Raw genomic sequence first — 23,129 nt, 5'->3', positions numbered from 1 at the left:
CCTGGTCCGTGTCCCGGATTACGACGGTGCACGAGACTCTACGTTCGGCGCAAACGACCTTAGAGCCGGCTGAGCAATTCGGCCTTCTTCGACTCGTATTCGCTATCCGTCAGGATGCACTTCTTGTGCAGGTCCGCGAGCTTTTCGATCAGCAAAACGATCTCGTCGTGCTGAGCCTGCGGCGCGCCGAACTGGTTCGGCGGCGAGCTCGCCATGGGCGGGGGCGGCGCTGGCGTCGGCGCGCTCGGAGCGGGCTGTACCCAAGGCGCTGCCTGCATCAAAGGATCGGGTTGGCTGGCATAGGTCTGCTGCGGGGCGGCCTGCTGCGGGGCGGCACCCGTATTCACAGGGCTGACCCGCGGCAGGTCGGCCACGCGCACCAGCCCGAACTGACTGGTGAAGGTGATCGACTGATCGCCGCTTTGCTGTTGCGAAAAACCGCCGATCTGGTGCTGGCCCGTATCGTAGACCGACACCTGACCATTGATGTCGACGGCCAGCCGCCGCGCCGCGGGAAAGTAGGCATAGCGCAGATTGTTTTGACCGCCCGTCGAACCAGCCATGCCGAGATCAGCGGGCCACCAATTGCTCGACGCTGCGGGCACGAAAAGGCTCGAGCCGCTGCCGCCGTAGCCGGTGTTGCCGTAGCCGTTGCTCTGCTGCTGGTGGCTGCCTCCGGCCTGGCCCTGCCAGCCGCCGCCACCGCCTTGGGATTGGCTCTGGCTCTGGGCGGGCATCTGGAACAGCGGTTGTCCCTGGATCAGGCTCGACAATTCCTGGCACAGTGAATCGACGCGGCCCTTCAGGTAGTTGTTGAACATGTCGCCGATCATGATCATCCCGCCCATCGACCATTGGCCCATGCCGCCGAATTCCGGATGATTGAACTGGGCCTGGTTGCCGTATCCGGCCGAAACCGCCAGCAGCATGCACAGCACGGCGTCACTCGAAAATCCGTGCCGACGCGCCACATCATCGACGATCCGCCGACCTTCGTCCGTCAACTGCTGCATGATCTACCCTTACCTGGACGCGCGTTCGTCGCCGAACTGGGCGAGTTGCAGGACCTATCACACCCTCGGCACCGACGATAGGAACATAGCCGCTCGGATTGCCTGATTACGCGGCACCGCCGCTGCCAGACTACCTCACCCCCGCCACGATCATCACCACCACCGGCAACGTCACCGCCGCCAGCAGCGTCCCCAGCGCCACCGCGCCCGACACCGGGTTCACCAACCGCTGGTACTGAACCGCGAAAATATAGGCGTTGGCGCCGGTCGGCATCGCCGCGAACAGCACGACCACGCCGGCCGCGACCGGCGGCAGGTCCAACAGCTTTGCCAGCACGTAGGCCGCGGCCGGCATCGCCAGCAGCTTGAGCGCGGACATGACGGCGATGCCGAGCTTCTCGCCCTTGACCTCGAACCGGAACAGATTGATGCCGAGCGCGATCAGCGCCGCCGGCGATCCCGCCTGCGCCAGCAGCTCGATCGTCCTGTCGACGACGGGATTGAGGCCGAGCCCCGTAAAACGCCAGACGACGCCGAAGCCGATTCCCAGCATCAGCGGATTGCGCGCGAGATCTGTGAGCACGGGCCGGATCACCGACAGGGCCGAGCCGGTCTGCTTGCGGCTAACCCATTCCATTTGCAGGATGCCGCAGAGCCAGAGCAGCGGCGTGTTCACCGACAGGATCAGCGCCATCGGTCCGGCGGCCTCGTTGCCCAGCGCCGAGAGCGTCAGCGGAATGCCGAGCATAACGATGTTGCCGTAGACCGAGCCGATCGCGAACACGACGCCGTCCTCGCGGTCCTCGCGCCGTTCGCGCAAGCACGCCGACAGCACCAGCGCCGCGATCCAGATCATGGCCAGCGCGCCGTAATAGGCGCCCCACATCCTGTAGGGGCTGACGTCGGGGAATTCCGACACGACGATGGTGCGGAACAGCAAAGCGGGGATCGCGATGCTGAAGGCGAATTCGGAGATGCCCTTGTGTGCGCTCTCGGTGACGAAGCGAAACAGCACCGCGGCATAGCCGGCCGCGATCAGCGCAAACACCGGCGCGACGATCAACATTGTGGCCATGCGCGGCTACGACCCCATCTCGATGATCCGGCGCGCCATCCGCACATTGGCATAGTCGATCATCTTGCCGTCGAGGGTCACCGCGCCCTGGCCCTGGGCCTCGGCCTGCTCCATGGCCTCGACAACCCGCCGCGCGTGCGCGAGCTCAGTGTCGGACGGGACGAACGCCCGCAGCGTCGGTTCGATCTGGTCGGGATGGATCACCTGTTTGCCGTCAAAACCCATCGCCGCGGCCTTGAGCGCGCTGCTCTCAGTCAGTCTGGCATCCCGGAACGCGCCGCACGGACCGTCGATGGCGCGCAGGCCGAACGCGCGCGCGGCGACCAGCAGGCGCATCATTGGATAGGCGAACAGATCGAGCGGGGCGGAGGCATAGCCGCTCTGGGCGGAGCCGACGTGGCGGTAGCCTTCCGGGGACGCGCCGATTTCCGAGGAGCGGGCGCCGATCGAGGCGGCGAAATCGCCGACGCCGAGATGAAGCGCGGCGACGCTTTGATGCGAGGCCGCGAGCGCGTCGACATTGACGAGACCCAGCGCGGTCTCGATCAGCAGCTCGAGCGCCACAGGCGAGGCGCGATCCGGCGCTGCTGCGCGCAGCTGATCGGCGATGGCGGCGATGTCGCTCGTACGCTCCGCCTTCGGCACGATTACAGAATCCAGTCTGGGCAGCGCAGCGAGCTTGCGGATTTCATGCGCGATGAAGGGGCTGTCGACGGCGTTGATCCTGACCGCGATGACCTTGCTGCCCCAATCCAGCGAGGACAGCGCCCGCGCAGCTTCCTCCAGCGCCGCACCCTTCTCGGACGGCGGCACCGCGTCCTCGAGGTCCATGAACACCGCATCCGCGGCCGAGGCAGCGGCCTTGGCGACGAGACGGGTGCGATGCGCGGGAACGGCCAGGTAGACCCGCGTCGGCCGCTGAGGGGCCATCGTCATGTCTCCTTTGCGAGACCGAGTTCGCTGAGGATGGATTGGTTGTGCTGCCCGACGTCAGGCACCGGATCCATCCGGGGCGACAGCCCTGGAATGGTGAGGGCCGGCAGGAAGCTCATCACCGGACCGCACGGAGAGCCCACCGTTTGCACCCGTGAGCGGGCGCGGAGTTGCTCGTGCTCCAGGAAAGCCTCGACCGAATTCAGATGCGCGTTGGCGATCGAGGCCTCGTCGAGCAGCCGCAGCACCTCGTCACTGGTCATCGCAGCAAAACGCTGCTCGATATGGACCTGCAAATCGTCCCTGTTCTGCATGCGCAGCGGATTGGTGCGGAAGCGGGGGTGAGCGGCAAAGGCCGCGTCGTCAAGCACGATCGCGCACAGCGATCGCCATTCCCGGTCGTTCTGGATGCCGAAGAAGATCGTGTTGCCGTCTCCGACGCGGAAAGGGCCATATGGCGCTATCGTTGCGTGCCTTGCCCCGGTGCGCGGCAGGGGCCGGCCGGTACTCTGCGTGTAGAAGGCGGGATAGCTCATCCAGTCCGTGATGGAATCGAACAGCGAGGCCTGGAAGGCGGTGCCAATGCCGGTCCGCTCGCGACGATACAGCGCCATCAGGACGCCGTTGAGGATGTACATGCCGGTGGCGATATCGACCACGGAAAGTCCGACCTTGGCGGGCTCCGCCTCGGTCCCGTTGATGGCGAGGACACCGGCCTCGCACTGCACCAGGAGATCGTAAGCCTTCTTGCTGCTGTACGGTCCGCCCGCACCATAGCCCGAAACGTCGCAGGCAATGATCCGGGGAAACTTCCGCAGCAGCGAAGCGGCATCGAGGCCCAGTCGTTCCGCCGCGCCGGGCGCCAGGTTCTGGATGAAGACGTCGGCCTGCGGCAGCAGGGCTTCGAGCACCTTCTGGCCATCAGGGCTCTTGATGTCGATGGCGAGGCTCTCCTTCGACCTGTTGGTCCAGACGAACTGGCTCGACATCCCGTTCATGACGTGATCGTAGTCGCGGCAGAAATCGCCATCGCCCGGCCGCTCGATCTTGATGACGCGCGCGCCCCAATCCGCAAGATGCCGGCTGGCCAGAGGAGCCGCAATCGCCTGCTCGAGCGAGACCACGGTCACGCCCGACAGCGGCAGGTCCGCCTCATTTCGCTCCATGCAATCGTCTCCGCTCCCGCTCACGCTTTCGACCAGCGCAGGAGACAAGCCGACCACCCCACGCACGTTCTGTGATGATGGCATGATGCCCCTGTTTTGCCCGACGAGTCAAATCGATTTCGTAAAATCCGCAAATTGCGATCCGCAAAGTTCAATCGGCACATGGACTTGGCTACTGTGCATGGGGTTGTTTTCGCGGTTTTCGTTCGAGAGGCACCCTGTTGCCGAGACCGCACACGTCCCGCCTTTCGCACCCGCCCTCGTTGCCAACGAACCCCCGTTCACCCACTATCCGCTCCGACTCGACATTTTGGGGGGATCGATGCCGGCGTTCCGCTTTAAGAAATCTTTCGCTGCCGCGATCACGGGGATCGCCCTGGCCGTCCTGATCCATCCGGGTGAAGGCTTTGCCTACTCCCAGGAGGAGCAGCAGGCCTGCACGCCCGATGCGATGCGGCTGTGCGGCGAGTTCGTTCCGAACGTCGACGCCATCACCGCCTGCATGATCCAGAAGAAGTCGCAGCTCTCGCCGCAGTGCCGGGCCTTCTTCCGGCAGGGACCCGAGCCGGGCGAGGCGGCCGCGTCCCGCGCCGGCAGGCCGACCAGCATCGCGCCCAAGACCGCGAAGAAGAGCACCAAGCCGGCGCCGAAGGCGGCCAAGAAGAAGAAATCCAGCGAAAGCTGAACGCGGCGCGCCCCGTTCCATTTCTGAAACTCCATCATGCCCGGGCAAGCGCGACGTGTCGTCGCGCTGGATGTCCCGGGCATTTGCGTTTCCGGCATCAGCCACGCGACAGCCACCGGACTCCTTTTGTTCGCGTCGGCGTGCAGTCGCTTGCGACAATGACGAGCGCGCGCGATCGAAAACAGTCGGATCAGGGTTTGCCCGGCCAGGTTGCGTTCCGCTTTGTCCCGCGGCGCTGCTCAAAAAACGCACGATTGCTTGTGTGAAGTGCGTTTCCTTGCGGTTTGGATCTTCGTCGCACGAAGCAGTGTGACTCAAAAGCCAACACGCTTTGTTATTTCGTGACGGCGACGCAACTCTCGACAAATTTTTCTTTCCCGAATCACCGCGCTGATTCATTTTCGCCGCCTGGGGTCAATCTGGAGGCAGAGGTATGAACGTTATTGTTTTTGCATCGCGTAAAGGTGGCTCGGGCAAGAGTACCCTGGCCGCGCATCTCGCCGCGCAGATCAAGGCGACCAAGCCGATATTGCTCGTCGATGCGGATCCGCAAGGCTCGCTCACGCTGTGGCACAAGCTGCGTGGCACCAACGAACCGCCAATCAAGTCCGCGGTGAACTCGGTCAGCGGCATCGTCTCCGCTGCCAAGCGCGACGGTTATGAATGGGTGTTGATCGACACGCCGCCGAACCTGTCGGCGGTCGTCGACGACGCCATCCGCAATGCCACCATGGTGGTGATTCCCGCCCGTCCCGGCGTGTTCGACGTCAACGCGGTGCAGGAGACGATCCAGATGTGCCGTGCGGCGCGCAAGCCCTATGCGGTCGTGCTCAACGGTGCGCCGGCCCGCCGCGACGAATCCGAAAGCCCGATCGTCACCATCGCCCGCGAGGCGCTGGCGAAGTTTCGTGCTCCGGTGTGGGGCGGCCAGATCACCAACCGCTCGGATTTGCTGATGGCACTCAGCCATGGCGAAGGCGCGCGGGAATATCAGGCCGAGAGCCGTGCGGCGCAGGAAATCGCAAGGCTGTGGGCGGCGATCGAGCGTTCGGTGAAGGCTATTCGCGGCACGGCGTCGGCTTCCGGCGCAATGCACAAGCAGGCGGCATAGTTTTCATAAATCATTCCCCGGACGAAAAACGCGCGGATGTCCGCGCGTTTTGCGTTTCTGAGGATCATGAAGATGGACGTTACGCCACCATCAGCATGTAGAACACGATCACCGGCGACAAAGTGAGGATCACCGACCAGATGCCGGCGGCCCAGAGAATGTCCCCGGTGGTGAAGCCCTGCTGTCCGGCGTCGTAATGCGACGCCACTTCGTTATGATTATTCACAAACGCCCCCGCGATTTCTTCGCTTTATGGGCATGAACGATGCGCGGGATGTTTTAAGATTCCGGGTCGCAATCTCGCGCGCATTCGAACACACGTGCTACCACGGATTAACCATCCGCGCTGCCGGCGGTGTCAGGCGAGCCAGACCCGAAACACCAGCACCGGCATCAGGCCGAGCATCACGGCCCAGAACCCGAACGACGACACCACCAGAATTCCCTTCAACAGATCGGCGGGCGCGAAATTTTCCGCGGCCGTCGGCCGGGTGCGATGCCCCATGGTCATTCCCCCTTTTGAAAAGACTTTGAACGAAAACGATAGGCGCGATTGCGTAAACGAGGCGTGGATGCATCATGCGGCGACTGCGAAGGACATTCGTGTGCGGTTAACTACGGGCACACTCTCCCACCCGCTCGCGCCGTTCTTGCGGGGCTGCGACGAGCTTCGCTCGCGCTGAGGGGGTGGGGTGAGGGGCCGTCTCCCGCAAGCACGACAAGCGAGGGGAGAAGGAGGCGGCGTGTGTGAGGCGGGCGAACTACGCCGCGACTTTCATCCGTCGCTCGATCTCGCGGTCGATCGTGGCCGCGAGCTCGCTGCCCACTTCCACCATCGGCAGGCGCACTTCGGGACTGTCGATGAGGCCCGTGCGCCACAGCCAGTATTTTGCCGGTGCGGGACTGGGTTCAGCGAACAACAGGCGCGTCAGCTCGGCGACCTCCTGCCAGCGTGCCCGCGCCGCGTCGTGGTTGCCGCGCTTCAGTTCAGTGTACACAGCCGCAAACGTCTCGGTCTCGAGATGGGCGGACAGCACGATGCCGCCGTCGGCGCCGTCGCTGAGCGCCTCGAAATAATTCGCGTCCTCGCCGGTGAGCACGCGAAATCCCTTGGGCCTGTCGCGCAGCAGCGCGATGGATTGCTCGCGGCTGGCGCCGCAATCCTTCAGGCCGACGATGTTCGGATGCTCGGCCAGCCGCAGCAGCGTCTGGTTGGTGATGTTGACCGAGGTGCGATAGGGGATGTTGTAGAGCGCGAGCGGCCAGGCGGCATGGTCGGCGAGCGCCTCGAAATGCGCCAGGAGCCCGCGCTGCGACGGCCGCACGTAATACGGGCTCGCGATCAGATAGCCGTCGATCGGCCAGTCCGCGGTCTCGTCGAGGCGGTCTCTCAGCCGCGACGTGTCCGCGCCAGACAGTCCGAGGCAGATCGGAAGGCTGCGGCCGGTGGCCATCTCGTCGCGGACGATGGCGACGAGGCGTTCGAGTTCGGGCTCGCGCAGCGTCATGCCTTCACCGGAGGTCGCCCCCAGGATGAAGCCGTCGACGGCCTGTGCACTGTAATGCCGTGCCAGCCGTCGCAGCGACCGCTCGTCGAGCGCGCCGTCGCGAAACGGCGTCACCAGCGGCAGCCAGAGCCCGTGCAACTGTTCGTGTAGTCCGGTCATGTTCCATCTCCTTCTCGGGGAAAAAAACCTGAGACGGAGGCGCATGAAAAAACCCCGTCCAGGCGGCGGGGTTTTCGGGATTTGCAGCGATGACGAAGCTTAGCTAGCGCGCGCAAAAATCCGAGGCCCCGGGCAGGGACCTTTTTTCGCGAGTGCTGCGCACGACTTCGTGATCATTTGCAAATGATGCGGGGTATGCGTGGAACTGTCAATACACGCGGAGCGCGAAAGCCCAACGGGGCAGAAAAAAAGCCGGACCCAGAGGGTCCGGCTTAAGGTATTGGCCACGTGAGGCCGACACAATCACCTTCCAAGAGGGATTACTGAACTCCCGCGCCACTGGAGGAGGGGGACAAATGCGCAACGCGAAGGCTCAGCGTGCAACCAGTATGAGCTTGACGCGCGGCATGCAGCAACAGCCTGGGCCGCATGTCAGACATGCGGAAATCAGGACGGCCAGCGCTGCGCCTTGCTCACCACGAAGTCGCGGAACACTTGCACGCGCGCGACCGTCTTCAGCTCTTCCGGATAGACAAAATACGTATCGAGCTGGATCGAATCCGATTCGCCGAACAGCTGCACGAGGCGGCTCTGCTCTTCGATCAGATAGTCCGGCAGCGCAGCAATGCCGAGGCCCTGCTGACAGGCGCGCACGAGGCCCAGGATGTTGTTGACCCTGAAATAGGCTTCGCGCGGACCCGAGCCGTTGCGCCCCGCTTCGACCAGCCAATTGCGGTTCTGAAGATGCGGCGCGAAGGTGCCGTCGGAGAGCGTGATGATGCGGTGGGAGTCGAGCTCCTCCAGCGTGCGCGGCGTGCCGAAGCGCTTGATGTAATCCGGCGAGCAATAGGCGTGGAAGCCCATCGCGAAGAGCTTGCGCTGGATGAGATCCGGCTGCGTCGGCTTGCGGGTGCGGATCGCGACGTCGGCCTCGCGCATCGACAGGTCCAGCTCCTCGTCGGTGACGATCAGCGAGATCCGGATCTCGGGATAGAGCGCCGTGAATTCGCCGAGCCTGGGGATTAGCCAGTTGATGCCGACGCCGGGCGTGGTGGTGATCTTGAGATCGCCGCTCGGCCGCTCGCGGCTGTCGGTCAGTTTGGCGCGCGCCGCCTGCAGCTGCATGAACACGTCATGCGCGGTGCGGAACAAGAGGTCGCCCTGTTCGGTGAGGATCAGGCCGCGGGCGTGGCGGTGGAACAGCGAGACCGAGAGCTCCTGCTCCAGCGCCGAGACCTGACGTGACACCGCCGATTGCGACAGGCCGAGCTGCTCGCCCGCATGCGTGAAGCTGCCCGCCTCCGCCGCCGCGTGAAACACCTTCAGCTTGTCCCAGTCCATATCCGTAAATCCGTCGCGTGTTCGGGCCATGATCTTTATTCCGCTGCCGCGCGCTCGCTGGCGCGCAGGGCCAAGAAACGTTCGGCTTCGAGCGCCGCCATGCAGCCGAGGCCGGCCGCTGTGACCGCCTGACGATAGGTCTCGTCCGCGACGTCGCCGGCGGCGAACAGACCGGGCACCGAGGTCGCGGTCGAATTCGGGGCGACCTCGACATAGCCGGACGGTTTGAGCTTGATCTGATCCTTCACGAGCTCGGTCGCCGGCGCGTGGCCGATGGCGACGAACACGCCATCGGTCTTCACCTCCGTGAGCGTGCCGGTCTTGACGTTCTTCAGCCGCACATGGGTGACCTTGTTGGGGTTCTCGGTGCCGCAGATCTCGTCGAGCGCCGAGTCCCAGATCACCTTGATCTTCGGGTGCTTGAACAGACGCTCCTGGAGGATGCGTTCGGCGCGGAAGTGATCGCGACGATGCACGATGGTGACCTGCGAGGCATGGTTGGTGAGGTACAGGGCTTCCTCGACGGCGGTATTGCCGCCGCCGACCACCACGACGTCCTTGTTGCGGTAGAAGAAGCCGTCGCAGGTGGCGCAGGCCGACACGCCGCCGCCCTGGAATTTCGCCTCGGACGGCAGCCCGAGCCAGCGCGCTTGCGCGCCGGTGGCGAGGATCACGGTTTCGGCGAGATAGACATCCCCACTGTCGCAGGTAAGGCGGAACGGCCGCTGCGAGGTGTCGAGCTTGATGACCAGGTCGGAGACGATCCTGGTGCCGACATGCACCGCCTGCTTCTCCATCTGTTCCATCAGCCAAGGGCCCTGGATCACGTCGGCGAAGCCCGGATAGTTCTCGACATCGGTGGTGATGGTGAGCTGGCCGCCGGCCTGGATGCCCTGGATCAGGATCGGCTCAAGCATCGCGCGCGCGGCGTAGATCGCCGCCGTATAGCCGGCAGGCCCGGAGCCAATAATGACAACCTTTGCATGGACAGGGGCGGACATTCTGACGGACGCCTTTCACGGGGGATTTGCAGCGCGGGCGCGGAACGTGCCGGGAGGCCTCGCGGAGGCGCTGAAATATCAGAGCTAATCTAAGCCTTCTGGTGAGCTATGCAAGAATTGCATTCCCTGTCGGCGGATTTTTCCAACAGGGAACAAAAGTCGATTGCGTTGCACGCGCAATAAAATTGCGCCGGTCGTGCGGTCTGGGCTATGAGATTGCGATAAGCCACCGAATGCCGCCGCAAAGGCCAGGAGTTCCAATCACGTGTCGCGGAACCTAGACGAGATCGACCTGAAAATTCTCACCGAGATTCAGGCCGACGGTCGAATCACGAATGTCGAGCTGGCCAAGCGCGTCGGCATCTCGCCACCGCCCTGCCTGCGCCGCGTCCGGGCGCTGGAGGAGGAGGGGTATATCCTCGGCTATCGCGGGCTGCTGGACGCGCGAAAGCTCGGCTTCGACGTCACGGTGTTTGCCGCGGTGCACCTCTCCAGCCAGGCCGAGGCGGATTTGCGCGCCTTCGAGGCGTTCGTCCGCGCCGAGCCGCTGGTGCGCGAGTGCTGGATGCTGTCGGGGGAAGTCGACTTCATCCTGAAATGCGTCGCACCCGATATGGCCACCTTCCAGGATTTCGTCACGCACCTGACCGCGGCCCCCCACGTGCGCAACGTGCGGACCTCGCTGGTGCTGCATAATTCGAAATACGAGGCCGCCGTGCCGCTGGACGTCAAGGGGCGGAGGTAGCCCGATCTCGTGCCCCGGACGCAGCGCAACGCTTCTTCAGCGGTGCGCTGCAGAGCCGGGGCCCATCTCACCGCATCCGCGTTGCCTTCTGGGTCCCGGCTCAGCGCAGCAGCGTAAGAACGCTGCAGCGCGTCCGGGACACGAGGGCTGAGTGAGCGCTTCACCTCACATTCCCCGCAACATAAAGGCCGCGCAGTGCGCGGCCTTTTCAATCATACGCAGCGGCAAATCCCTACCGCCACTCCACCTTGGTGATCTCATACGCCTTGGCGCCGCCGGGTGCGTTGACCTCGACGGTCGAACCCTTCTTCTTGCCGATCAGCGCGCGCGCGAGCGGCGAGGTGATGGAGATGCGGCCCTTCTTGGCGTCGGCCTCGACCTCGCCGACGATCTGCCAAACCGCCTTCTTCTCGGTGTCCTCGTCGACAAGTGTCACGGTGGCGCCGAACTTGATGGTGTCGCCGGACAGCTTAGAGATGTCGATGATGTCGGCGCGTGCAAGCTTGTCCTCGAGCTCGGCGATGCGGCCCTCATTGTGGGACTGCTCTTCCTTCGCGGCATGATATTCCGCGTTTTCCGACAGGTCGCCATGCGAGCGCGCCTCGGCGATATGCTCGATGATCCGCGGACGGTCCTCCGACTGGCGCTTCTTCAATTCTTCCCCGAGCGCTGCAAAGCCGCCCGCTGTCATCGGTACCTTTTCCATCTCTTCTCTCGTCCTTCGGTCGCGCGCGCCCCGACATGTCAGCGCGCACGCAACTTGATTCGTCAGTCTATCCGGAGGCTCAACGCACCCGCCGCCGGACGTTCATATGGGCTTGGCGCCGGAACAGAACGACCATATGGCCGGACAGTTCCTCCGGCCATTGTGGCTTCATCGCCAATCACTTAGCGGAAGGTTTGGCCTTCCGCTCGCGATCAGGTTTCCGAAAAGTAGCTCTGCAGGGTCCGAACCTCAAGGTCCCCGCCCAGATAGGCGCGGATGCCCTGCGCGGCCGCCACGGCCCCGGAAAGAGTGGTGTAATACGGCACTTTATGCAAGAGGGCCGCGCGACGCAGCGAACGGCTGTCGGCGAGCGCCTGCGGGCCTTCGGTGGTGTTGAAGACGAGCTGGACGTCGCCATTGGTGATGGCGTCCACGATGTGCGGCCGTCCCTCCAACACCTTGTTCACCTTCTCGGTCGGGATGCCCTGGTCGGTGAGGAAGCGCGCCGTGCCCGACGTCGCCAGCACCTTGAAGCCGAGCGAATGCAGCTCGCGAACGGCCTCGGCGATCCGCGTCTTGTCGCTCTCGCGAACCGAGACGAACACCGTGCCCTTGCGCGGCACCCGCGTCCCGCCGCCGAGCTGGCTCTTGGCGAACGCCACCGCGAAGGAGCGGTCGATGCCCATGACCTCGCCGGTCGAGCGCATCTCGGGGCCGAGCACGGTATCGACGCCGGGGAAGCGGGCGAACGGAAACACCGATTCCTTCACGCCGACATGGTCGAAGTCGGCCTTCTTCAGTTTGAAGTCGGGGAGCTTCTCGCCGGCCATGATGCGCGCCGCGATCTTCGCAACGGGCGTGCCAACCACCTTGGCGACGAAGGGCACCGTGCGCGAGGCGCGCGGGTTGACTTCGAGCACGTAGATCTCGCCGTCCTTGATGGCGTATTGCACGTTCATCAGGCCGACAACGTCGAGGCCGAGCGCGAGCTCGCGGGTCTGCCGCTCCAGCTCCCCGATCATCTTGGCATCGAGCGAGTGCGGCGGCAGCGAGCAGGCGCTGTCGCCGGAATGGATGCCGGCTTCCTCGATGTGCTCCATGATGCCGACGATGAAGGTGTCCTTGCCGTCGCACAGGCAGTCGACGTCGATCTCGGTCGCGTCGGACAGATAGCGGTCGAACAGCAGCGGGTTCTTGCCGAGCACGGTGTTGATCTGGCCGGTCTTGTCGTTCGGGTAGCGCGCCTTGACGTCGGCCGGCACCAGCTCCGGCAGCGTGCCGAGCAGGTAATCGCTGAGCTGGTTCTCCTCGCGGATGATCTGCATCGCGCGGCCGCCGAGCACGTAGGACGGGCGCACCACCAGCGGCAGGCCGAGATCGGTCGCGACCAGCCGCGCCTGCTCGACCGAATAGGCGATGCCGTTCTTCGGCTGCTTCAGCCGCAGCTTGTCGAGCACCCGCTTGAAGCGGTCGCGGTCTTCCGCGAGATCGATGGCGTCGGGCGAGGTGCCGAGGATCGGCACTTCGGCAGCTTCCAGCGCGCGCGCCAGCTTCAGCGGAGTCTGGCCGCCGAACTGCACGATCACGCCATGCAGCGTGCCGTTGGTGCGCTCCTTGGCGATGATCTCCAGCACGTCCTCGGCGGTGAGCGACTCGAAATAGAGCCGGTCGGCGGTGTCGTAGTCGGTCGACACCGTCTCCGGGTTGCAGTTGACCATGATGGATTCGTAGCCGGCGTCATGCAGCGCGAAGCAGGCGTGACAGCAGCAATAGTCGAATTCGATGCCCTGGCCGATACGGTTTGGGCCGCCGCCGAGGATGATGACCTTCTTCTTGTCCGACGGCTTGCTCTCGTCCGCAGGCGTACCCGCGAACGGCGCCTCGTAGGTCGAGTACATGTAGGCGGTGGGCGAAGCGAACTCGGCCGCGCAGGTGTCGATGCGCTTGTAGACCGGGCGGACGTCGAGCGCGTGCCGCTTCGCCGTCACCTCGGCTTCCGTCGTCTGCGCGAGCACCGCGAGCCGCGCATCGGAGAAGCCCATGGCCTTGAGCGTGCGCATGCCGAAGGCGTTGCCGGGCAGGCCGCTCTTCCTGACCTTCTCCTCCATGACGACGATGCCGCGCATCTCGCCGAGGAACCACGGGTCGATCTTGCAGGAGTTGAAGATTTCCTCGTCCGACCAGCCGAGCCGCATCGCCTGCGCGACCTGGAGCAGCCGGTTCGGCGTCGGCGTGCCGAGTGCGGCGCGGATCGCGTTCTTGTCGTCGTCGCGGCCGAGACCTTCGATCTCGATCTCGTCGAGGCCGGTCAATCCGGTCTCGAGTCCGCGCAACGCCTTCTGCAGGCTTTCCTGGAAGGTGCGGCCGATCGCCATGACTTCGCCGACCGACTTCATCGACGTCGTCAGCGTGGTGGAGGCGCCGGGGAATTTCTCGAAGGCGAAACGCGGCACCTTGGTGACGACATAGTCGATCGTCGGTTCGAACGAGGCCGGCGTGGCGCCGCCGGTGATGTCATTGGCGATTTCGTCGAGCGTGTAGCCGACCGCAAGCTTCGCGGCGACCTTGGCGATCGGAAAGCCGGTGGCTTTCGAAGCCAAAGCGGAGGATCGCGACACGCGCGGGTTCATCTCGATGACGACCATGCGGCCGTCCTCGGGATTGACGCCGAACTGCACGTTGGAGCCGCCGGTCTCGACGCCGATCTCGCGCAGCACCGCCAGCGAGGCGTCGCGCATGATCTGGTATTCCTTGTCGGTCAGCGTCAGCGCCGGTGCCACCGTGATGGAATCGCCGGTGTGCACGCCCATCGGATCGAGGTTCTCGATCGAGCAGACGATGATGCAATTGTCTTTCTTGTCGCGCACCACCTCCATCTCGTACTCTTTCCAGCCGAGCACGGATTCTTCGATCAGCACTTCGTTGGTCGGAGACGCGTCGAGACCGCGCTCGATGATGTCGAGGAACTCTTCCTTGTTGTAGGCAATGCCGCCGCCGGTGCCGCCCATCGTGAAGGAGGGACGGATGATCGCGGGCAGGCCGATCTCGGACAGCGCCATCAGCGCCTGGCCCAGCGCATATTCCTGATAGCGCTTGCGGCGGTCGCTCTCGCCCATCGTCCACTGCCGATCGTGCTCTTCGAGGGCCGCGCCCGAGAGCTTCTCGCGTTCGGCCTGGCGTTTGTCGCGGAAGGACTTCTTCAGGGCCGAGGCGTTGGCGAGCCGCGACTTCGGCGTCTCGAGCCCGATCTTGGTCATGGCCTCGCGGAACAGCTGGCGGTCCTCGGCCTTGTCGATCGCGTCCGCGGTGGCGCCGATCATCTCGACGTCGAACTTTTCCAGCGTGCCTTGCTGGCGCAGCGACAGCGCGCAGTTCAGCGCGGTCTGGCCGCCCATGGTCGGCAGCAGCGCGAAGCCGCCGGGAATGACGTGACGTTCCTTCTCGATGATTTTCGCGACGATCTCGGGCGTGATCGGCTCGATATAGGTCGCGTCCGCCAATTCCGGGTCGGTCATGATGGTGGCCGGGTTGGAATTGACGAGGACGATGCGGTAGCCCTCTTCCTTCAGCGTTTTCACCGCCTGGGTGCCCGAATAGTCGAACTCGCAGGCCTGGCCGATCACGATGGGACCGGCGCCGATGATCAGGATGGTGGTGATGTCTGTACGTTTGGGCATCAACTCTCGCCGAAGTGGAATTTGGGCACAAAAAAAGGGCGCGCTTGCTGCGCGTCCCTTGGCCGAGAGCGCGTGGTCTCCCTTGCGCGCGGGTGGGTCTTAGACCAGTTTTCGGGGCGGCGAAACCCCGAAAAATGCCCATCAACCGGCAATTTTGACCGGTTTTGACCGGGCCTGCCAGCCCCGGGCGAGATGCAGCAGAAGCGAGGCTGCGACGCTGGCTCCGCCGATCCAGCCGAGGTCGCTTGACGAGAGGGTGGCCAACACCGCGCCGCCGAGCGCCCCGCCGATGGCGAAACCGAGATACATCGCGGAAGCGTTCAGAGAGAGCGCGATCATCGAGGCCTGCGGCTCGATCCGGATGATGCCGGCGATCTGGGCCGGATAGAACGCCCAGCCCGAAATCCCCTGGAGGAAGATCGGGCCCAGGATCGCGCAATGCGCCTGGCCTGGGAGGAATTTCAGCACCAACGAATGCAGGAAAAGCGCGCTCGCCATTCCGGCGAGCCCGAGTGCTGCGGTGGCAAGCGTGCCCAGCCGGTCGGCCAGGACGCCCCCGAGCATGTTGCCGATCGCGGCGGCGCCACCGAACACCAGCAGCGCAAGGCTGATCTGCGAAGCGTCGAATCCGAGGCCGCGCAGCGGAACCGCGAAATAGGTGAACATGGTGAAGCCGCCGAGTGCCCATAGGGTCGTGATTACAAGCGCGACCAGGACATGGCGGTGACGCGCCACCGCCAGCCGCTCGCTGAGCGAGGCCGTGTTGCGCGGCAAGCCTCGGGGCAGGCCGAGCAGCAGGCCCGCGAGCGCGACGGCGCCGATCAGGGCGACCATGGCAAAGGTCGCACTCCAGCCAAACAGGCTGCCGACGAGATTGCCGAGCGGGACGCCGATAACGGTCGCAACCGTGAGTCCCGACGTGACCAGCGCCACTGCGCGGCCGCGCCGCTCCGGCGAGGCGACCGCCACGGACACCGCGAGCGCGGTCGGCATGCACAGCCCCGAGCCCAGCGCCATCAGCATGCGCGAGGCCAGCAGCAGGACGTAACTGGATGCCACCATTGCCGCGAGGTTTCCGGCGATGAAGGTCACCAGCGCCAAGGCCAGCACGGTGCGGCGGTCGATATTGTTCAATGTTACCGCCAGGATCGGGGAGCCGACCGCGTAGGTGAGAGCGTAGGCGGTGACCAATTGCCCGGCGGCCGGGACGGAAATCGACAAGTCGCTGGCGACCGATGGCAAAAGCCCTGCAATGACAAAGCCTTCGGTACCAATCGCGAAGGCCGCCAAGGCCAGCCAGAACACGCTCATTGGAAAGTCCTATGTTCAATGTTTATTGAACTATCGATGAGGCCGGTTCAGGAGTCAATTGGTTCAAGAACTATTGAACATCGCGGCGGCTTCAGTATGATCCTCAGATCATGAGCCGCACGCCTTCCCACCCCACCCGCGAGCAGATCGAGCTGCCGATGGTTCTGGATTGCCTGAGCGATCCGATCCGATTGGCGATCGTGTACCAGCTCGCCCAGCAGGAACGTGTCAGTAGCGAATTGTGCTGCGGCGACTTCAACGGGCTCAGCGGCAAGTCGAATCTCGCCTATCACTTCGCCAAGCTGCGCGAATGCGGCCTGATGCTGACGCGCGTCGCCGGCACCAACCGCTTCATGCGGCTCCGCCGGGAGGATATGGATGCACGCTTCCCCGGCCTGCTCGACGCCGTGATCAAATCGGCCACGCGCGACGCCGACCGGCTTCAGTTGCTGACGGAGTGCGAAACGGTTGAAGCGAGCTGAGGTTCGGGCGGGCAGTCCGTCTACGCTTGCGCATCGCTCCAGCTACGCCGGACACGCTTCGCCCCTTCGGGTCTGGCGTGGCTGCGCCACGCGTAGCCCCGCAGGGCGAAGCGTGGAGGCCCGGCCTGGATTTGAACCAGGATAAAGAGCGATGCATCGCCCCCGCGTAAACGCTTCCGCCACCGGGCCGCGGCGATCATTACCGATCGGGGTGCGACAAGCCACCTCAGGCAGACGATATGCTTAACGCACGAGAGGCGGCCGCGCGACGAAGGTCATGCGCCACCGATTGTGGCCGATATTTCCGTGAGCGCGCTGGACCGCGAAGCCGGCTGCCTTGAGCTTGGCGGTGATCTCCTCCTCACTGTAGCGCTGCAGCCCGATGCGCGTGCGCAGATGACGGTAATCTGACAGGGCGGTGCTGATCAGCCCGACCAGCGCATCCTTCAAGAAGCCGTGACGCAGGCCGAAGCCGAGCAGGGCCATGACGTCCCTGACCATGCCGACATTGGGCTGGAGGATGTCGCCGAGCACCAGCTTGCCGGAGGGTTTGAGGATACGGCGGATGTTGAGGAGTGCGCCGTCGAGCTCGCCCGCCGTCATGTATTGCGCGACCGAGTTCATGACGACGAGATCGATGGACTGCTCCTGCATCATGCGGACGTCGTCGAGCGAGCGGACGCGGATCTTCGTGTTCGGGGCAAACCGCGCGATCAACCGGCCGCGCACGCCGGGCGCGGGCTCGGCGAGGATCAGCTTGCCGCAGGCGGATGCCACCTGGCTCGCCGACAGCGCCTCGCCGCAGGCATAGTCCAGCACCACGGCCTCGGGCGAGGAGATGTAGCCGATGATATCCCGCGCGATGATCTGGAAGTGCAAATCGCGATGCAACTTGCTGACATAGATCGTATGCGTCGAGTCGTAATAATCGATCCAATCGTCCATGGTATCCGAGGGTCCCGGCCAAACGGTTCCGCTAAAGGAACCGGCGCTGCCCGCCTGCGTTAGGGGTGCGACGGCGCGCCGTCAATGTCCGCGTCCTAACAGGAAGGTTTCCCGTGAGCAAAGCCCCCAGCAAGGTCTCGCCCGACCTCGATACCCCCACCGATCTGTCGCCCGATGGGGTCAAGAAGGTCTCGGAGGCGCTCAACGTGCTTCTGGCCGACGCGTTCGCGCTGTACCTGAAGACCAAGAATTTCCACTGGCATATCAGTGGCCGGCATTTCCGCGACTATCATCTGCTGCTCGACGAGCAATCCGACCAGATCTTCGCCACCACCGATCAGCTCGCCGAGCGCGTCCGCAAGATCGGCGGCACCACGCTGAAGTCGATCGGCCAGGTCGCAAAACTCCAGACCATCAAGGACAACAACGAGGATTACGTCCCGCCGCGCGAGATGCTGCGCGAATTGATGCAGGACAACAAGCATGTCGCCAGCGCGATGCGCAAGGCGCACGAGGTCTGCGACGACGCCGGCGATGTGGCGAGCGCGAGCATCCTCGAAAACTTCATCGACGAAACCGAGCGCCGCACCTGGTTCCTGTTCGAGGCCACGAGACAAGAAGGCGGCAACGAGGCGTAGGCGGACCGCATCAACATCGTCGTCCCGGCGAAGGCCGGGACCCATAACCACGAAAGCTGGTTTGGCGAAGACTCGTCCAAGGGCAATCTCGCGCCACAACTTCTCCCTGTGGGTAGGGGTCCCGGCCTGCGCCGGGACGACGGCGAAGTGTGCAGCTAGCGTTCGCGACTCATGATCGCCACAGCCGCATCAGTGCCCCATCCTTGCCCGTCACAGGATCGGACGGCGGCAGCGCGACCTTCGGTATCGTCTTCAGCGCCTCGGCGTGGTTCTCCGCCGTTGCCCGCGTGACCACCATCTTCGCACCCGGCGGATAGGCGCCGATCACGCAGAAATCATCGCTCGCCTTGATGCATTGATGCCCCGTGCCAGCCGGCAGGATCGCGACGTCGCCGGCCTTGATCTGAAGCTCCTGGCCGTGGTCGCCACCAAAGCGGACCCGCGCACTGCCGCGCGCCACGCCAAGTACCTCATGCACCGTCGCGTGATAATGCAGATAGTCGAAGACGCCGTTGCGCCACGTGCCGCCCCAGCCGTTCGCTTCGAACAGACTTTCGATCGTCTCCTCGGGGCGCTTCGGATCGAGCGTTACCGCACCCTGGTAGACCAGGAACGGGAGGATGTTGTTGGGCACAAGCCCGTCATCCTCGAACACGATGGCGAGCGGCTCGGCATTGTCGCGGATGGCGGACATGGCTGGACTCCTGCGCAAGCGTAGCAGGGGTCAACGAGAGGTGTGAGACGACGTTCCTTTGACGAAAAAGCCCGGGAGGAGCCCCGGGCTTTTCCGAATGCACCGCGATAGCGCGCCTTACGCGCTCTTCTTCTGCCGCATCAAATCCGCAAATCGCTGGAACAGATAGTGCGAGTCGCGTGGACCTGGCGAGGCCTCGGGGTGGTACTGCACCGAGAACACAGGCTTGCCGTCGAGCTGGATGCCGCAATTGGAGCCGTCGAACAGCGAGATGTGGGTCTGCGTCGCGCCCTTCGGCAGGGTGTGCTCGTCCACGGCGAAGCCGTGGTTCATCGAGGTGATCTCGACCTTGCCGGTGGTCTCGTCCTTGACGGGATGATTGGCGCCGTGATGGCCCTGATGCATCTTCTTCGTCTTGGCGCCGACGGCGAGGCCGAGCATCTGATGGCCGAGACAAATGCCAAACGTCGGCGTGCCCGACTTGATCACGTCCTGGATCACAGGCACGGCATATTTGCCGGTCGCGGCCGGATCGCCCGGACCGTTCGACAGGAACACGCCGTCCGGCTTCATCGCAAGAATATCTTCGGACGAGGTCGTCGCCGGCACCACCGTCACCTTGCAGCCGACGCCGGCGAGCAGACGCAAAATGTTGCGCTTGATGCCGTAGTCGATGGCGACGACGTTGAACTCAGGCTTGTCCTGGCGGCCAAAGCCCTTGTCCCAGAGCCACGGTGTCTCGTCCCAGGTGAAGCGCTGGCCGGAGGTGACCATCGGGACCAGGTCCATGCCCTCGAGGCCCGGCCATTCGCGCGCTTCTTCCTTCAGGCCATGCAGGTCGAACTCGCCGTCCCTGGCGTGCGCGATCACGGCGTTGGGCATGCCCTTGCTGCGGATCAGCGCGGTCAGCGCGCGGGTGTCGATGCCGGAGAGGCCGATGATGCCGCGTGCCTTCAGCCACTGGTCGAGGTGCTTGGTGGCGCGGTAGTTCGAGGGATCGGTGATCGCGGTGCGCAGGATCACGCCGCGCGCGCCCGGTGTCGCGGCCATGTTCACCGTCTCGATGTCGTCCTCGTTGGTGCCGACATTGCCGATATGCGGGAAGGTGAAGGTGATGAGCTGGCCGGCATAGGAGGGATCGGTGAGAATCTCTTCATAGCCGGTCATCGCAGTGTTGAAGCAGACTTCGCCGACGGCCTGGCCCTCGGCGCCGAGGCCAAAACCTTCCAGCACCGTGCCGTCGGCGAGCACCAACAGCGCGGTCGGTTTGTGGTCCGGCCAGGCGGGATCGTTGTCATGTTGTGTCATGAGCCCGGTTCATAGTCTCCGCGGACGCCGGCGTCAAAGCGGAGATGCGTCGATTCACATGCGTTTTTGCATATTTGACAGCTCTCCTCGGGCCCCTAAGCTCGGCGGCATAATTTCCGGCAAATTCCGGGGCGTGGGAGGCAATAATGGACCAGACGACCCCTATTGTGCTGGTTCCGGGGCTGGCGTCGTCGGCCCGGATCTACGCCCCGGTCATCCCCTCGCTCTGGCGGTTCGGCCCGGTGATGGTCGCCAACCATATTCGCGACGACAGCATGGCGGCGATCGCGCGGCGGGTGCTGAGCGAGACGCCGCCGCGCTTCGCGCTCGCCGGCCATTCCATGGGCGGCTACATCGCGCTCGAGATCATGCGCCAGGCGCCCGAGCGGGTTTTGAAGCTCGCGCTGATCAACACCCAGGCGCGGCCAGATGCGGAGGAGGCGACCGCGCGCCGCCGCGGCCTGATGGAACGGGCCAGGCGCGGCGAGCTGCGGGCCGCGCGCGAAGAAATGTTCCCCGAACTGGTGCATCCCTCGCGCCGCGACGATTCAGGCATTCGCCAGCTCGTGCATGAGCAGGGCGAGGACGTCGGCGTCGAAGGTTATCTCCGACAGCAGACCGCGATCATCGCGCGGGTGGATTCACGGCCGACGCTGGCGACGATCAAATGCCCGACGCTGGTGCTGACCGGCGATGCCGACAACACGATTCCCAACGCGTTCTCGAAGGAGATGGCGGAGGGCATTGCCGGCGCGAAGCTCGTCGTTCTCGAGAATTGCGGGCATCTGCCGCAGCCGGAGCAGCCCGAGGCAACGGTGCGGGCGCTGGTCGAATGGCTGGGAACCCCGGTTGTCTCAGGGCCGCGAACGGCCTAGATCAGGCGTCGGATATTCTAGGGGAGCACGACCATGCTGCGCGACGACATCAACAATGCGGTCAAGGAGGCCATGAAGGCCAAGAACGAGCGCAAGCTGTCCACGCTGCGCATGGTCAACTCGACCATCAAGAACGCCGACATCGACGCGCGCGGCAACGGCAAGCCACCGCTTAGTGATGCCGACTTGCTCGGCGTGTTTCAGAAGATGATCAAGCAGCGCCAGGAATCGGTCGAGCTCTACGACAAGGGCGGCCGTGCCGAGCTTGCAGCTCAAGAGCGCGAGGAGATCGCGATCATCTCGGCTTATCTGCCGAAGCAGATGTCGGACGACGACGTGAAGAAGGCTATCGCGGACGCCATTGCCGAGACGGGCGCGGCCGGCATGAAGGACATGGGCAAGGTGATCGCCGTGCTGAAGACGAAGTACGCCGGCCAGATGGATTTCGGCAGGGCCTCTGGTCTCGTGAAGGCAGCGCTGACGGGTTAGGTTGTCATTCCGCGGCGACGCGAAGCGTCGAACCCGGAATCGATCGAGCCGCCGGCTCTGTGTGAATGGATTCCGGGCACGCGCCGAGAGGCGCGCTCCGGAATGACGAGAAGCTCGGGAGCCAACCGATGACCGCCATCAAACCGTTCCGCATCGCCGTCAGTGACGACATCCTCGCTGACCTCACGTCGCGGCTTGCCCGCACACGCTGGCCGGAGGCGGAACTGGTTGACGACTGGAGCCAGGGCGCGCCGCTGACATGGATCCAGGAGATCTGCACCTATTGGGCGGACGGCTATGACTGGCGCGCCCGCGAAGCAAAGCTTAATCGCTTCGAGCAGTTCACCACCGAGATCGACGGGCTCGACATCCACTTCCTGCATGTGCGCTCGAAGGAGCCGTCGGCGCTGCCGCTGATCATCACCCATGGCTGGCCCGGCTCGATCGTCGAATTCCAGAAGGTGATCGCGCCGCTGGTCGATCCCGCCGCGCATGGCGGCAATCCCGCGGATGCGTTTCACGTTGTCTGTCCGTCGCTGCCGGGGTTTGGGTTCTCGGCCAAGCCGAAGAGCACCGGCTGGGGCGTCGATCGCATCGCCGCCACCTGGGCAAAGCTGATGGACCGGCTCGGCTATGTCAGGTACGGCGCGCAGGGCGGCGACTGGGGCTCGGCGGTGACGACCTCGCTCGGCATGCAGGACGGCGAGCATTGCGCCGGCATCCACATCACGCTCGCCTTCAACGCAGCGCCGAAAGTCGAGGGCGAACCAACGGCGGAAGAGAAGCGCGCGCTCGCCGGCCTCAAGCATTACGTCGACCTGGACTCCGGCTATTCGAAGCAGCAAGCGACGCGGCCGCAGACACTCGGCTACGGCCTGACAGATTCGCCGAGCGGGCAGGCGGCCTGGATCCTGGAGAAATTCTGGGCCTGGACCGATTGCGACGGCCATCCCGAAAACATCTTCACCAAGGACGAGCTGCTCGACAACGTCATGCTCTATTGGGTGACGGAGACGGCGGCCTCGTCGGCGCGGCTTTACTGGGAAAGTTTTGGCAAGCGCCGGACGTCGCCTGTGGTCAAGGTGCCGACCGGCGTCGCAGTCTTCCCCAAGGAGATCATCACGCCGGTGCGGCGCTGGATGGAACCGAACTTCCACAACATCACGCATTGGAGCGAGATGGAGAAGGGCGGCCATTTCGCCGCGTTCGAGCAGCCGGAGCTGTATGTCGGCGAGGTCAGAAAATTCTTTCGGACGGTGCGGTAGCC

Annotated in this window: 23 protein-coding genes; 8 read left to right on the top strand and 15 right to left on the bottom strand. The window is 64.4% G+C overall.

The genetic code is table 11. The features are described from left to right. Nucleotides 1–59 precede the first annotated feature (59 nt). The 4 genes from IVB31_RS08290 to IVB31_RS08275 form a co-directional block, all read right to left on the bottom strand. On the bottom strand, nucleotides 60–1,013 hold the full coding sequence (locus tag IVB31_RS08290) for an SHOCT domain-containing protein (RefSeq protein ID WP_247320670.1): 954 nt from the start codon (nucleotides 1,011–1,013) through the stop codon (nucleotides 60–62). A gap of 130 nt (nucleotides 1,014–1,143) precedes the next feature. Beyond that, nucleotides 1,144–2,088, bottom strand: a complete 945-nt coding sequence (locus IVB31_RS08285; RefSeq protein WP_247320668.1) for an AEC family transporter — start codon at nucleotides 2,086–2,088, stop codon at nucleotides 1,144–1,146. Between the two features lie 6 nt (nucleotides 2,089–2,094). Beyond that, complete coding sequence (locus IVB31_RS08280; RefSeq protein ID WP_247320666.1) at nucleotides 2,095–3,018, bottom strand: CoA ester lyase; 924 nt, start codon at nucleotides 3,016–3,018, stop codon at nucleotides 2,095–2,097. Between the two features lie 2 nt (nucleotides 3,019–3,020). After that, nucleotides 3,021–4,187: a CaiB/BaiF CoA-transferase family protein gene (locus tag IVB31_RS08275; protein ID WP_247320664.1), complete on the bottom strand. Its 1,167-nt coding sequence runs from the start codon at nucleotides 4,185–4,187 to the stop codon at nucleotides 3,021–3,023. A 322-nt stretch (nucleotides 4,188–4,509) separates the two neighbouring features. On the opposite strand from IVB31_RS08275, the gene IVB31_RS08270 reads away from it, so the two are divergent. Both IVB31_RS08270 and IVB31_RS08265 read left to right on the top strand, forming a co-directional pair. After that, nucleotides 4,510–4,872, top strand: a complete 363-nt coding sequence (locus IVB31_RS08270) for a hypothetical protein (RefSeq protein ID WP_247320662.1) — start codon at nucleotides 4,510–4,512, stop codon at nucleotides 4,870–4,872. Between the two features lie 433 nt (nucleotides 4,873–5,305). Continuing rightward, a complete protein-coding gene (locus tag IVB31_RS08265; RefSeq protein WP_007596685.1) occupies nucleotides 5,306–5,983 on the top strand; it encodes a ParA family protein in 678 nt (225 codons plus the stop codon). Nucleotides 5,984–6,062: 79 nt separating this feature from the next. Here IVB31_RS08265 and IVB31_RS08260 read toward each other — a convergent pair whose 3' ends face one another. From IVB31_RS08260 to trxB, 5 genes are all read right to left on the bottom strand, one after another. Then, nucleotides 6,063–6,209: a hypothetical protein gene (locus IVB31_RS08260; protein ID WP_247320660.1), complete on the bottom strand. Its 147-nt coding sequence runs from the start codon at nucleotides 6,207–6,209 to the stop codon at nucleotides 6,063–6,065. Nucleotides 6,210–6,341: 132 nt separating this feature from the next. After that, nucleotides 6,342–6,488, bottom strand: coding sequence for a hypothetical protein (locus tag IVB31_RS08255; protein WP_247320658.1), 147 nt, complete (start codon nucleotides 6,486–6,488; stop codon nucleotides 6,342–6,344). A gap of 256 nt (nucleotides 6,489–6,744) precedes the next feature. Then, nucleotides 6,745–7,650 (bottom strand): 4-hydroxy-tetrahydrodipicolinate synthase, encoded by a 906-nt coding sequence (locus IVB31_RS08250; protein WP_247320657.1) that lies wholly within the window; start codon nucleotides 7,648–7,650, stop codon nucleotides 6,745–6,747. Between the two features lie 447 nt (nucleotides 7,651–8,097). Further along, on the bottom strand, nucleotides 8,098–9,021 hold the full coding sequence (locus IVB31_RS08245; protein WP_247320655.1) for a LysR family transcriptional regulator: 924 nt from the start codon (nucleotides 9,019–9,021) through the stop codon (nucleotides 8,098–8,100). Nucleotides 9,022–9,026: 5 nt separating this feature from the next. Continuing rightward, the gene (gene trxB, locus IVB31_RS08240; RefSeq protein ID WP_247320653.1) at nucleotides 9,027–9,992 is read right to left on the bottom strand and encodes a thioredoxin-disulfide reductase; all 966 of its coding nucleotides are present in this window, start codon (nucleotides 9,990–9,992) and stop codon (nucleotides 9,027–9,029) included. Between the two features lie 265 nt (nucleotides 9,993–10,257). Between trxB and IVB31_RS08235 the strand changes: the two genes are divergently transcribed. Further along, a complete protein-coding gene (locus IVB31_RS08235) occupies nucleotides 10,258–10,737 on the top strand; it encodes an Lrp/AsnC family transcriptional regulator (protein WP_247320651.1) in 480 nt (159 codons plus the stop codon). 232 nt (nucleotides 10,738–10,969) lie between these two features. Here IVB31_RS08235 and greA read toward each other — a convergent pair whose 3' ends face one another. The 3 genes from greA to IVB31_RS08220 all read right to left on the bottom strand — a co-directional run bounded on the left by greA (nucleotide 10,970) and on the right by IVB31_RS08220 (nucleotide 16,431). Continuing rightward, entirely contained in the window at nucleotides 10,970–11,443 is a 474-nt protein-coding gene (greA, locus tag IVB31_RS08230; RefSeq protein ID WP_027534300.1) for a transcription elongation factor GreA, read from the bottom strand. 212 nt (nucleotides 11,444–11,655) lie between these two features. Further along, nucleotides 11,656–15,120, bottom strand: a complete 3,465-nt coding sequence (gene carB / locus IVB31_RS08225; RefSeq protein ID WP_247320648.1) for a carbamoyl-phosphate synthase large subunit — start codon at nucleotides 15,118–15,120, stop codon at nucleotides 11,656–11,658. Between the two features lie 141 nt (nucleotides 15,121–15,261). Continuing rightward, a complete protein-coding gene (locus IVB31_RS08220) occupies nucleotides 15,262–16,431 on the bottom strand; it encodes an MFS transporter (RefSeq protein ID WP_247320646.1) in 1,170 nt (389 codons plus the stop codon). Nucleotides 16,432–16,541: 110 nt separating this feature from the next. Here IVB31_RS08220 and IVB31_RS08215 point away from each other — a divergent pair, with 110 nt between their 5' ends. Further along, nucleotides 16,542–16,913 carry a helix-turn-helix transcriptional regulator gene (locus IVB31_RS08215; RefSeq protein ID WP_247320644.1) on the top strand — a complete coding sequence of 124 codons (372 nt, stop codon included), beginning with the start codon at nucleotides 16,542–16,544 and terminating at the stop codon, nucleotides 16,911–16,913. Nucleotides 16,914–17,156: 243 nt separating this feature from the next. Here the strand turns inward: IVB31_RS08215 and IVB31_RS08210 are convergent, their stop codons facing one another. Continuing rightward, nucleotides 17,157–17,858: a methyltransferase domain-containing protein gene (locus tag IVB31_RS08210; RefSeq protein ID WP_247320641.1), complete on the bottom strand. Its 702-nt coding sequence runs from the start codon at nucleotides 17,856–17,858 to the stop codon at nucleotides 17,157–17,159. A gap of 113 nt (nucleotides 17,859–17,971) precedes the next feature. Between IVB31_RS08210 and IVB31_RS08205 the strand changes: the two genes are divergently transcribed. Next, nucleotides 17,972–18,496: a DNA starvation/stationary phase protection protein gene (locus IVB31_RS08205; RefSeq protein ID WP_247320639.1), complete on the top strand. Its 525-nt coding sequence runs from the start codon at nucleotides 17,972–17,974 to the stop codon at nucleotides 18,494–18,496. 169 nt (nucleotides 18,497–18,665) lie between these two features. On the opposite strand, the gene IVB31_RS08200 is transcribed toward IVB31_RS08205, so the two are convergent. Continuing rightward, nucleotides 18,666–19,190 (bottom strand): cupin domain-containing protein, encoded by a 525-nt coding sequence (locus tag IVB31_RS08200; protein ID WP_247320637.1) that lies wholly within the window; start codon nucleotides 19,188–19,190, stop codon nucleotides 18,666–18,668. 117 nt (nucleotides 19,191–19,307) lie between these two features. Continuing rightward, the gene (carA, locus tag IVB31_RS08195) at nucleotides 19,308–20,498 is read right to left on the bottom strand and encodes a glutamine-hydrolyzing carbamoyl-phosphate synthase small subunit (RefSeq protein WP_247320636.1); all 1,191 of its coding nucleotides are present in this window, start codon (nucleotides 20,496–20,498) and stop codon (nucleotides 19,308–19,310) included. A 146-nt stretch (nucleotides 20,499–20,644) separates the two neighbouring features. On the opposite strand from carA, the gene IVB31_RS08190 reads away from it, so the two are divergent. The 3 genes from IVB31_RS08190 (at nucleotide 20,645) to IVB31_RS08180 (ending at nucleotide 23,127) form a co-directional block, all read left to right on the top strand. Then, nucleotides 20,645–21,373, top strand: a complete 729-nt coding sequence (locus tag IVB31_RS08190) for an alpha/beta hydrolase (RefSeq protein ID WP_247320635.1) — start codon at nucleotides 20,645–20,647, stop codon at nucleotides 21,371–21,373. A gap of 33 nt (nucleotides 21,374–21,406) precedes the next feature. After that, nucleotides 21,407–21,862 (top strand): GatB/YqeY domain-containing protein, encoded by a 456-nt coding sequence (locus tag IVB31_RS08185; RefSeq protein ID WP_247320634.1) that lies wholly within the window; start codon nucleotides 21,407–21,409, stop codon nucleotides 21,860–21,862. 128 nt (nucleotides 21,863–21,990) lie between these two features. After that, a complete protein-coding gene (locus IVB31_RS08180; RefSeq protein ID WP_247320633.1) occupies nucleotides 21,991–23,127 on the top strand; it encodes an epoxide hydrolase family protein in 1,137 nt (378 codons plus the stop codon). The last annotated feature ends 2 nt before the right edge of the window (nucleotides 23,128–23,129 follow it).

It is taken from the genome of Bradyrhizobium sp. 21 (assembly GCF_023073335.1).
Taxonomy (GTDB): Bacteria; Pseudomonadota; Alphaproteobacteria; order Rhizobiales; family Xanthobacteraceae; genus Bradyrhizobium.
This window is presented reverse-complemented; position numbering and strand designations above follow the sequence as displayed.